The sequence below is a fragment of the Agrobacterium vitis genome (assembly GCF_037039395.1).
GTDB classification, from domain to species: domain Bacteria; phylum Pseudomonadota; class Alphaproteobacteria; order Rhizobiales; family Rhizobiaceae; genus Allorhizobium; species Allorhizobium vitis_E.
The window spans coordinates 468,491-479,303 of record NZ_CP146242.1; the positions used below are offsets into that span (position 1 = coordinate 468,491).

General features: G+C 56.2%; 8 protein-coding genes. 5 read left to right on the forward strand and 3 right to left on the reverse strand.

The features are described from left to right. The first annotated feature begins 392 nt into the window (after positions 1-392). From mgtE to V6582_RS04790, 3 genes are all read left to right on the forward strand, one after another. On the forward strand, positions 393-1,769 hold the full coding sequence (mgtE, locus tag V6582_RS04780; RefSeq protein WP_156633628.1) for a magnesium transporter: 1,377 nt from the start codon (positions 393-395) through the stop codon (positions 1,767-1,769). A gap of 338 nt (positions 1,770-2,107) precedes the next feature. Continuing rightward, positions 2,108-2,977, forward strand: coding sequence for an RNase A-like domain-containing protein (locus V6582_RS04785; protein WP_015915420.1), 870 nt, complete (start codon positions 2,108-2,110; stop codon positions 2,975-2,977). 15 nt (positions 2,978-2,992) lie between these two features. Continuing rightward, positions 2,993-3,322 (forward strand): contact-dependent growth inhibition system immunity protein, encoded by a 330-nt coding sequence (locus V6582_RS04790; protein ID WP_234889806.1) that lies wholly within the window; start codon positions 2,993-2,995, stop codon positions 3,320-3,322. Between the two features lie 12 nt (positions 3,323-3,334). Here V6582_RS04790 and V6582_RS04795 read toward each other — a convergent pair whose 3' ends face one another. After that, entirely contained in the window at positions 3,335-4,627 is a 1,293-nt protein-coding gene (locus V6582_RS04795; RefSeq protein WP_156633630.1) for a class I SAM-dependent methyltransferase, read from the reverse strand. Between the two features lie 468 nt (positions 4,628-5,095). On the opposite strand from V6582_RS04795, the gene V6582_RS04800 reads away from it, so the two are divergent. Continuing rightward, complete coding sequence (locus V6582_RS04800) at positions 5,096-6,622, forward strand: tyrosinase family protein (RefSeq protein WP_156633631.1); 1,527 nt, start codon at positions 5,096-5,098, stop codon at positions 6,620-6,622. Between the two features lie 67 nt (positions 6,623-6,689). Here V6582_RS04800 and V6582_RS04805 read toward each other — a convergent pair whose 3' ends face one another. After that, a complete protein-coding gene (locus tag V6582_RS04805; protein ID WP_156633632.1) occupies positions 6,690-7,793 on the reverse strand; it encodes a branched-chain amino acid aminotransferase in 1,104 nt (367 codons plus the stop codon). Between the two features lie 254 nt (positions 7,794-8,047). Then, a complete protein-coding gene (locus tag V6582_RS04810) occupies positions 8,048-9,709 on the reverse strand; it encodes an electron transfer flavoprotein-ubiquinone oxidoreductase (protein WP_349508923.1) in 1,662 nt (553 codons plus the stop codon). A 271-nt stretch (positions 9,710-9,980) separates the two neighbouring features. Here V6582_RS04810 and V6582_RS04815 point away from each other — a divergent pair, with 271 nt between their 5' ends. Further along, positions 9,981-10,766: an SDR family oxidoreductase gene (locus V6582_RS04815; protein ID WP_156634379.1), complete on the forward strand. Its 786-nt coding sequence runs from the start codon at positions 9,981-9,983 to the stop codon at positions 10,764-10,766. Positions 10,767-10,813: the final 47 nt, after the last annotated feature.

Here is a 10,813-nt window from a genome sequence, read left to right on the forward strand (position 1 = left end):
TTTCGAAGGCTTAGCAAGCCACGGTGAAATTTATTGAGCAAGTCCTTGCACCATCTCGGAAATTTCCGCGTGCGCCGCCCAACACGATAGCGGAATAAACCTCGAGATGAGGCCTATATCCAGACAGTACAGGCAATCACCGATTTGTGTAGTGCGCCGCACGCTTTCACCCCGGTTTGAGCCGTTATCCCCCTCTTGACTTTGCGCAGACAGAGGCGCAGCTAATATGAACGGGCGGGAGCTTTCCGCACGGATTTCAACGGAGTCATCGATAAGATGCCAAGCGACAGTAGCAGTCGATTGTCCATGCCGTACGCGGTCGCCCTGCTCTGACGGTTCCGTCAGCTTGCTGGTCGGTTGCGCTACGGCGGATCGACGGAAAGGCAAGCACAATGAATATCCAACGCCTTCCTCTGCGGGCCGGTTATGCTGCCCGACACCTTCTAAACGACAGCCTCAATGTCGTCACCGTTACGGACCGGATCGAACAGCTGAATGCGCTGGACGTTTCCGAGGCCGCCGCCATGCTGGCTAGCCTGCCGCAGCCAAAGGCGCTGCGCGTCATTGCCCGCCCCGAACTGGTGCATGCTGCCGACATCATCGCGGCGTTGCCGGTCGATACAGCCGTACGCCTGCTGAAAGCCACTGCCCACGACCGGGTCGCCGACATTTTCCAGGCGATGGACGACCGCAGCCGCATGGTGATCTTCTCGCGGCTCGATGCGGCCACGGCCCATGCCGTCGAACATCTGATGGCCTATCCGCAGCGCACCGCCGGATCGATCATGACGACGGAATTCGTCAGCGTGCCCGATGATTTTACGGTGGCCGAAACGCTGGCCCATGTGCGGATGGTGGAAAATGCCAGCGAGACCGTCTATGCGATTTATGTGCTGGATCGTATCACCCGGACGCTCATTGCCGTGGTCACGCTGCGGCGGCTGATCACCGTGGAGCCCGAGGCCTCCATTCTGTCGGTCGCCCAATGTCACGGTGTCGTGCATGCAGGCCCGCTGATGACGCAGGAAGAAGTGGCTCGCTTGATCCGCCGCAACAATCTGCTGGCCCTGCCCGTTACCAACGATGCTGGTCAAATGCTGGGCATTGTCACTGTCGATGACGTGATCGACACGATGATTGCCGACACGACCGAAGACGCCCAGAAATTCGGCGGCATGGAAGCACTCGGCAAGCCCTATATGCAGATCGGCTTTGCCGGAATGATCAAAAAACGTGCCGGCTGGCTCGCCGCCCTGTTCCTTGGCGAAATGCTGACGGCCAGCGCCATGCAATATTTCGAAGGCGAGCTGGAAAAGGCCGTGGTGCTGACCCTGTTCATCCCGCTGATCATGAGCTCGGGCGGCAATTCCGGCTCACAAGCAACATCGCTGATCATCCGGGCTCTGGCGGTGGGAGAATTGAAGCTTTCCGACTGGTGGCGCGTTGCCATCCGTGAATTGCCCACGGGCATGACGCTGGGGACCATTCTTGGCCTGGTTGGTTTCGTTCGCATTGCGCTGTGGCAGCACATGGGTCTCTATAATTATGGCGACCATTGGCTGCTGGTTGGCTTCACCGTGTTTGCCGCCCTGATCGGCATCGTCACATTCGGCTCGATGGCGGGCTCAATGCTACCTTTCCTGCTGCAACGCCTGCGGCTCGACCCCGCCAGCGCCTCGGCCCCGGCTGTGGCAACCCTGGTCGATGTCAGCGGCCTGGTGATCTATTTCACCGTCGCGCTTGTGATTTTGAGCGGGACGCTGCTGTAGGCTTGGGATTGAGCGAGTAGCGGCTTGAATGACGCACTCGCTTACACTGTAATGTCTTATACGAAGGGTCATTTTCAATGACACTTCGTATTCCGTTTTCGAATATCTCAAGCCCTTCATGCATTTGAGATATTCGAAATCTCTTCAAAGCGAGGATGCGTCAGCATCTTCGAGCTTTGGTATTACAGTGGACATGGCTCTGTTGCGATTGAACGGAACATGAGTTCGATTGGTCAACATTGGGTCTCCTGCAACCTTATGGCTTATCCCTTGCCGGGGTTGCAAAATTCCACGGAAAATGAAACCTTCCCGACAATGGAATGTTTGGGAGGTTATCCATGCCAACAGAAAATGAAAGCAATGCTCCGATAGACGGGGGATTGGTTATCGCAGTATCTGCCGTTCAGTTGGCGGCGGTCCTTGAAGGGGAAACGGTCGAACAAGGCGGAACGCTGGGCAACAGGGTCATAGGCGGATTACGCTTGCTCGGCTGCGCTGCGGAAGGCCTGACGGCCGGAGCACTTCTTGCCACACCAGAACCGACAATGTTGACCAAGGTCGGTGGAGGAGCTTTAGCGCTTCATGCCGCAGATCAATGCACCACAGGCGGACGGCAATTATGGACGGGGCAAAACGAACGCTCCTGGACGGAGAAAGGCACGTCGTCCCTCGCGAAATCTCTTGGTGCATCGCCCCAGGCAGCAGACAACATCGGCATGGCGATGGACTTTGTGGTGCCAATCGGTGGGGCTGCAATGGCTGGCGCAGTTCGCGCAGCCGCCATCAGATCCGGCCGTATCTCTTTGATGCAGCATGAAGCGCAGGCGGGAAGCCGCCTTGGCGGCCATACGATAGAGAGGCATATTGCCAAGGATGAAGCATTCCTACGCCAACGGATTGCACAAACAGCAACCAATCGCGCGCCCCCTCCCGTTATCTCGTCCTTCAGCAGTCTGCGCATCGCTGAAGATCAAATTTCCAGAGCATTGAGGTTGAACCAAGCACGGATCATGCAATGGTCACAGAATGCCGCCATTGGCTCCAAGCTGGAACCACCCATTGTGTTCGATGCAGGACGGGTGATCGGACAAGGTGTCGTCCGAGCATCAGGGCAAGTTCAACAAATGACGAGGCTCCGGATTATTTTAAAGAAAGAGACTTATAATGGCATGACCCATTATATTCTCACCTCCTATCCCGTTCCGTAAGAGTAACGATTGACCATGCCAACAATGACTGACGATTTCGACGCACTTTCAGGCCTGATTGGCAGCTATCTTCATCAGGATATGGATTTGGAATATCAAAGCGTACCCGAAGCGATTGCTGGCTATGCCCGATTGACCGAGGACACCAGAAAGCAACAATTAGTGCAAGAAATGCACGAGTTCTTGCACCGTTACCACAATGACATCGAAGGCGAATTTTCCAAACGCTACTGGTTTGATTTTTCACCCCAGACACTGGGCCAGACAGTTCCCGAATTCTTTGATATGGTGCGCGACATCCTCACCGACCCCGATAGCTATCACCGATTCCTGCCGACGAACTGATCGTCGTGCGCCTTATACGGCGGCGACATGCTTTTCGTGATCGGTCAGAATATAATCCCGCGTCAGTGGCAGGACGTTGTTTTTCTTGGCTATCTGGATCTGAAAGACGACAAGATCCTCGTGATAGAAGGCGGCTTCGGCGGTGGAGAGATAATAGTCCCACATCCGGCAGAAGCGTTCATCGTAGAGGGCGGCTGCGTCTGCCCATCGGGCGGTGAAGCGGTCGTGCCAGTGGCGCAAGGTTTTGGCATAATGGATGCGCAACACCTCGACATCAGTGATCGTCAGGCCAGCCTTTTCAATTTCAGGAACGATCTCGGACAGTGCCGGAATATAGCCGCCGGGGAAGATATATTTGTCGAGCCATGGCGTGGTGAAGCCCGGCGTTGCGGAACAGCCGATTGTGTGCAGCACCATCACGCCATCATTGGCCAGCAGTGTGCTGCATTTGCTGAAAAACGTCCTGTAAGCCGCAAGACCGACATGCTCGAACATGCCGACCGAGACGATACGGTCGAATGTGCCTTCCAGACTGCGATAATCCATCAGCCGGAAATCGACATTGGCCGCCTCAGTCTCAGGCTTGCGGGGCCGCTTGAGCGCATAGGCTAGCTGCTCTTCTGACAAGGTGACGCCCAGCACCTCTCCGCCGACAGCCCTATCGGCCAGATGAAGCGCGAGACCGCCCCAGCCGCAGCCGATATCCAGCACACGGTTTCCCGGCTTGAGGCGCAGCTTGGCGGCAAGATGGTCTTTCTTGGCGCGCTGGGCGTCGTCCAGGCTCTGATCGTCACGCTCGAAATAGGCGCAGGAATACTGCCGATCTTCATCCAGAAACAGTTCGTAAAGCCGTGCATCCAGATCGTAATGGTGCGCGACATTCTGCTTGGATCTGGCGGGAAGATTGCGGTGGCGAAAGATCCTGAACCGGGTCCTTACATCGTCGATAATCCGGGCGATCAGCGGATGGGTGGCATTTTGCGCCTCCCGTAGCACCATGGAAACGAAATCGAACATGGTTCCCTGATCAACGAAGAACCGCTCATCCATATAGAGATCGCCCAGCCGCATATCGGCATCGATCAGAAACGCCCATTGCGCGCGCGTATCAGCGAAGCGAACGGTGACAGGCTCACCCGTACGGTCACCAAATGACAGCGTCTTGCCGCTGGCTGTCACAATATCCAGACAACCGATGGTGACGATGCGCGACAGTGCCGAGGCCAGGGCCCAATCCGAAATAGTGTTAAAAATGGATCTTGGTGGTTGTTTCAAGCGGTCTGCATTTCCGGGATGCAATGCCATGATCTTCAACAGCCTCTGGAGTGGAACTGAGAAAAGGGGTCCGGCGATACGGCTGCATGATACCTTCCTTAAAGTCAGTCAGGTTCAGACTGAACCACACTGACCCCAAGATCTGTTTGTTTCGTTTGTCTTTTCGGAAAAATCGGTTTCCACTTTTCTCTGACAAACTATAGAACGCCTTGATTTAAGTAGGATATCACCCAGCAAATTCGAAGTTCTACCGCAGCTTATGCGGTTGACGAAGCGAACGAGGCTAAAACGAAAGTCTCGGAGTTTGACATCGTCTCAGCACCAGCCCAGCAGATCCCAATCAACCGGCTAATCATGGTGTAAAAAAGGATCATGCAAAAAATAGGAAGAGCCAGGCGCATGAGGACCTATAACACCCAAAAAAGGACGACCCTCATAGGTTGAATTTTTATTACACAATACCTAGAATTGAGTCCATCTATTTTAGAAAGGCTCAATATGATCGACCGCAGAACTCTTCTCCTCACCTCCATGTCGGCTGCAATCGCCTCTCTGATTGCACCCAAGGGTAGCCGTGCCGCCAATTATGTCCGGTATAATGTCGCGTCGGACAAGGGCAAGGAGATGCTCAAAATCTATACGAGTGCCGTCCAGGAGATGAAAAGCTGGAAGGATTCAGATCCCCGCTCCTGGACATTCCAATGGTATATCCATGCCAGCCCGGCGAGCAAAGACACCGAAATCAAAAAGGTGTTCGGCACATCGTCCTCCAAGGAAAAGGCCTTGGCCGAGGCCAGCTGGTATACCTGCCAGCCCCACGCCCCTCAGGCAAATGGCACGAAGACGCAGCCGGACTATTTCCTGCCATGGCACCGGCTTTATGTTCTCCAACTTGAGAATATCGTCCGCCAGGTTACCCAGAACGACGCGTTCACCCTGCCATACTGGGACTATACCAACGCAAAATACTATGCCATTCCTGAGGAATTCAGGGACCCCAGCAGCCCTCTCTACAAGCAAAACCGCAATATCAATAATGGAAAGGGCTATGCGAACGTTAATGGCGGGCAGCCGATCAACCAATATTATCTCGACAATAACTTGCCCAATCCACTCGCACTGCCGGTCATGCAGGGAAATGAATACACGGATTTCTGTAGTACACTCAACGGGAACCTGCACAACCATGTCCATGACCTCACCGGCAATTCTAACAATATGGGGTATGTGCCGACTGCCGCCGGAGATCCGGTTTTCTGGATGCATCACTGCAATATCGACCGGATCTGGTCCAACTGGAATGCCCTGGGCGGTGAAAACCCCAATAAGACGGTCGACCCCAAAACGAAGGAGGTGATAGACTGGTCTACCGTCAAATTCACCTTCGTCGCACCCGACGGAACCGCATTGGTGGCCGATCTCAGCTCGGTGTCCAACCCGGCGACCCTGCCCTATAGCTATGATTCTCTGCCGCAGCCGGTCAGCGCCAATGTGAAATTGGTCGCAGATTCGGCGGCTGCCGCAAGCCCCCTCACCTTGATGTCGTCAGCGCCCAGCCACAGCGAGCAGACGCAGGCAATGAAAATGGACAGCCACGCCCTAATCAAGCTCGGGCAGACAGCAACAACCGTGACGCTCACGTCGGCGGCGGCGAACAAGGCGGAAAACAAGAACCGGCGGACGGCGCTGAAAGCGGGTCCGCAAAAGGGGCGGATTTACGTCGTGCTCAAGTCCGTTATGGTCGCCAGCAACCCCAACACGTCCTACATGATCAACCTGACGCTGGCGGGTCAGAAGGATAGGCGGTTTGTCGGCTACCTCAACTTCTTTGCCGCAACACATGCGGGGCCGGATGCGACCCATGGCGACAGCAGTGTGCTGTTCGACATCACCGACCTCGTGCCCAAGACGGATCTGGACGGCCTGACGCTACAGGATGCCACAATCACGCTCGAACCGATCGGCGAGCCGGAAGCAGGCTCCGATCCAACGATCATGGGCGGCATCGAGTTGCAGATCCGCTGAAACAGAGCAAGGCCGGAATAGCTTCCGGCCTTGCTCGCTTCTTCTGTCATCCTGGAATGACCGGCAATCAGATCCCGTCGATCTGGCGGACCCAGCCATGCGGGTCATTGCTTTTGCCACGCTGAATATTGACCAATTGCTCGCGGATTTTCAACGTGGCCGAACCGGTTTCGCCATTGCCGATCACAAAGCCACCGTCGGTGAATTTGACCTCGCCGATCCCAGCCACCACAGCCGCCGTGCCGCAGGCGAAGGCTTCCTTCAGCTTGCCGCTTTTGGCATCCGCCTGCCATTCCTCGAAAGAATAGGGCCGTTCATGCACCGTCATGCCTTGGTCTTTGAGGAGCGAGATCAGCGAATTGCGGGTAATCCCTGGGAGGATGGTGCCCCCCAGAGGGGGCGTCACCAGCGAACCATCGTCCATGACGAAGAACACGTTCATGCCACCCAGCTCTTCCAGCCATTTGTGCTCGGCGGCATCCAGAAAGGCCACTTGATCGCAGCCGTGTTCGACCGCTTCCTGCTGAGCAATCAGGCTGGCCGCATAATTGCCGCCACATTTGGCGGCACCGGTGCCGCCGGGCGCGGCGCGGGTGTAGTTTTCCGAAACCCAGATCTTCACCGCCTTGGCACCGCCCTTGAAATAGGGGCCGACCGGTGAGGCTATGACGCAGAAAATATAGTCGCGCGCCGGGCGCACGCCCAGAAATGCTTCACTGGCGAACATGAAAGGCCGCAGATAAAGGCTGCCCTCACCCTCTGGAATCCACTTCGCATCGGCCTTGACCAATTTATCGATGGCTTCGAGAAACAGTTCCTCGGGAATTTCCGGCATCGCCATGCGCCGTGCAGACTCGTTGAAACGGCGGGCATTTTCGTCCGGGCGAAACAGCACGACGCGACCTTCCGCCGTACGGTACGCCTTCATCCCCTCAAAAATTTCCTGGGCGTAATGCAGCACCGCGGCTGCCGGATCGATGGCAAATGGTCCGCGCGCGGTAATCTCCGCCGAATGCCAGCCCTTCACCACATTCCATTGGATCACCGCCATATGATCGCTGAACAGCGTGCCAAAGCCCAGGCTCTGGAAAGCCTCCAGGCGCTCTGCTTCCGGCATGGGGTTCGCATTCGGCTTGACGATGAATTCCGGCTTTGCGGTTGCGGCAGACATGACAGGTGATCTCCTCAAATCAGTCAATAGGTCAATATTACTGACCTATTGACATTTCGTATAGACGATCACCAGCTTTCGCAAGTCATTTCAAGTGCAAACCGGTACGGTTGATAAAAATATCCAACCAACGGCCTGCTCCCCTTAAAGGAGGTCCGTGCGGGCCGCCTTACCCAAATATTACATATTCGGATAAACCGGTCCTTCGCCTCCTTTCCCCAACAGAGGTCCGTGCGGACCGCCTCACCCAAACATTACATGTTTGGATAAACCGGTCCTTCGCCTCCTTGTGGCGGCACCCAGGTGATGTTCTGGTTCGGGTCCTTGATGTCGCAGGTCTTGCAGTGGACGCAGTTCTGGGCGTTGATGACGAAGCTCGGCTCGCCCTCCTTCTCCACCCATTCATAAACCCCGGCGGGACAGTAGCGGCTGGACGGACCGGCATAGACGCCAAGCTCGGAACTCTTCTGCAGGGCCATGTCCTTGACCTTGAGATGAACCGGCTGGTCTTCCTCGTGATTGGTGTTGGACAGAAATACCGAGGACAGGCGGTCGAAGGTCAGCACACCATCCGGCTTGGGATAATCGATCTTCTTATGCTTTGCAGCCGGTTCAAGGCTCTGGGCATCGGTCTTGCCATGCTTCAGCGTGCCGAATACGGACAAGCCGAGAAGCTGGTTGGTCCACATGTCCAGCCCGCCAAGTGCCACGCCGAGCACCGTGCCGAGTTTCGACCATAGCGGCTTGACGTTTCGCACCCGCCGCAAATCCGTGCCGATTTCGCTGCCACGCCAGCTGTTTTCGATCTCGACCGGCTCATCATTGGCGCGGCCTGCGGCAATTGCCTCGGCAATCTTTTCCGCCGCCATCATGCCTGAGAGAACAGCATTATGGCTGCCCTTGATGCGCGGCACATTGACCATGCCCGCCGAACAGCCCAGCAGCGCTCCACCGGGGAAGGACAATTTCGGCACCGATTGATAGCCGCCTTCGGTAATCGCCCGCGCTCCATAGGAAATCCGCTTGGCACCCTCGAAGGTTTCACGGATCGCCGGATGGGTCTTGAAGCGCTGGAATTCTTCAAACGGATAGAGATAGGGGTTCTTATAGTTCAGATGGACGACAAAGCCGACCGCGACCTGATTGTCCTCCAGATGATAGAGGAAGGAGCCACCGCCGGTTTTCATGTCCAGCGGCCAGCCGAACGAGTGTTGGACCAGGCCGGGCTTATGGTGCTCAGGCTTGACCTGCCACAGTTCCTTGATGCCCAGGCCGAATTTCTGCACATCGCTGTCGCGGGACAGATCGAATTTGGCGATCAACTGCTTGGCAAGCGAGCCACGCACCCCTTCGCCGATCAGCACATATTTGCCCAGCAATTCCATGCCGCGCGTGTAACTGGAGCCGGGTTCGCCGTTCTTTTCGATGCCCATATCACCGGTGGCAACACCGATCACTGCGCCAGCCTCATTATAAAGCAGCTCGGTTGCGGCAAAGCCCGGATAGATCTCGACACCGAGAGCCTCGGCATGGCCCGCCAGCCAGCGACAGACATTGCCGAGCGAGACGATGTAATTGCCATGATTGTTCATCAGCGGCGGCATCAGCGCGTTGGGCAGACGAATGGAGCCAGCCGGTCCGAGAAACAGAAAATGGTCGGCCGTGACTTCGGTCTTGAACGGATGATCGGCTTCCTTGCGCCAATCCGGCAGGAGCTTATCGACACCGACCGGATCAACCACGGCCCCGGAGAGAATATGGGCGCCGACTTCCGCGCCCTTTTCCAGAACCACAACCGTCAGATCAGGATTGACCTGCTTGAGGCGAATGGCCGCCGAAAGCCCCGCAGGCCCCGCACCCACAATCACCACGTCGAATTCCATGCTCTCGCGCTCGGGCAGCTCTTGTTCGCTCATCGTTTTTCTCCGCTCGGCTTTTTCCCCATATGGATATCTTCCTTGTCAAATCAAACCGGGCTTGTCGAGCCAGGTTGCGACAGGGCAAGGCGTGAAATCCCTGCGGGGTGCTATGAGGGCCAAGAATATCTTCCGTTTACGTGCACGTCAATTACAGAGCGGCCGGGAAATGGATGATCGGACCTTATCGCTTTCTGCGCCTTTGATTTTGCATCCCCGCTTGTTAGGTTCGCGTGAAAATCGCATCGTCATTCACAAAAAGGAATTCACAATGGATCTCGGCATTTCCGGCAAGCGGGCGGTTGTTCTCGCCGCATCCCGCGGACTTGGGCAAGGCATCGCCAATGCACTGGCCGCCGAAGGCGCACATGTGTTGATCTGCGGGCGCACGAAAGACAGGCTCGAGGCCAATTGCGCTGACATCGTCAAGGCTGGCGGCAAGGCGGATTACGTAGTGGCGGATCTTACCGACCCCGGTTTCGTCGCCACCCTCGTTGACGCCATCGCCGTAAAACTTGGTGGCATCGATATCCTCGTCAACAATACGGGCGGGCCGACACCAGGCACTGTAGAAGATATGGACGATGAAAAGCTCCATACCTTCTTTCAGTCCATGGTGGTGCGGATCATTACGCTGACCAACGCACTGGTTCCCCAGATGAAGGCGCAGGGCTTCGGACGCATTCTCACCGTTGCTTCGTCTGGCGTGATTGAGCCGATTGCCAATCTGGCGCTCTCCAACACATTGCGCGGCGCTTTGGTCGGCTGGAACAAGACACTGTCTTCCGAAATAGCCTCCTTCGGCGTCACCGCCAATCTTCTCCTGCCCGGAAGGATCCATACCGACCGGATCGATGAGCTGGACGGCGCCAATGCCAAACGCCAGGGCAAATCGCTGGAAGAGGTTCGCGAGAGCTCGATCAAGACCATCCCACTAGGACGGCTCGGAAAGGTGGAAGAATTTGCCGCCGCAGGTGCTTTTCTCTGCTCCGTCCCCGCCGCATATATCACCGGCACCATGCTGCGGGTCGATGGCGGCGCCGCCAAATCTCTTTAAATACAACAGCCCAAACCGTCGTATTTAGTGACGAACCAATACTACTG

Coding starts and splice junctions, on each gene's coding strand:
- mgtE (WP_156633628.1), top strand. CDS start 393: ATGAATATCCAACGCCTTCCTCTGCGGGCCGGTTATGCTGCCCGACAC.
- V6582_RS04785 (WP_015915420.1), top strand. CDS start 2,108: ATGCCAACAGAAAATGAAAGCAATGCTCCGATAGACGGGGGATTGGTT.
- V6582_RS04790 (WP_234889806.1), top strand. CDS start 2,993: ATGCCAACAATGACTGACGATTTCGACGCACTTTCAGGCCTGATTGGC.
- V6582_RS04795 (WP_156633630.1), bottom strand. CDS start 4,627: ATGGCATTGCATCCCGGAAATGCAGACCGCTTGAAACAACCACCAAGA.
- V6582_RS04800 (WP_156633631.1), top strand. CDS start 5,096: ATGATCGACCGCAGAACTCTTCTCCTCACCTCCATGTCGGCTGCAATC.
- V6582_RS04805 (WP_156633632.1), bottom strand. CDS start 7,793: ATGTCTGCCGCAACCGCAAAGCCGGAATTCATCGTCAAGCCGAATGCG.
- V6582_RS04810 (WP_349508923.1), bottom strand. CDS start 9,709: ATGAGCGAACAAGAGCTGCCCGAGCGCGAGAGCATGGAATTCGACGTG.
- V6582_RS04815 (WP_156634379.1), top strand. CDS start 9,981: ATGGATCTCGGCATTTCCGGCAAGCGGGCGGTTGTTCTCGCCGCATCC.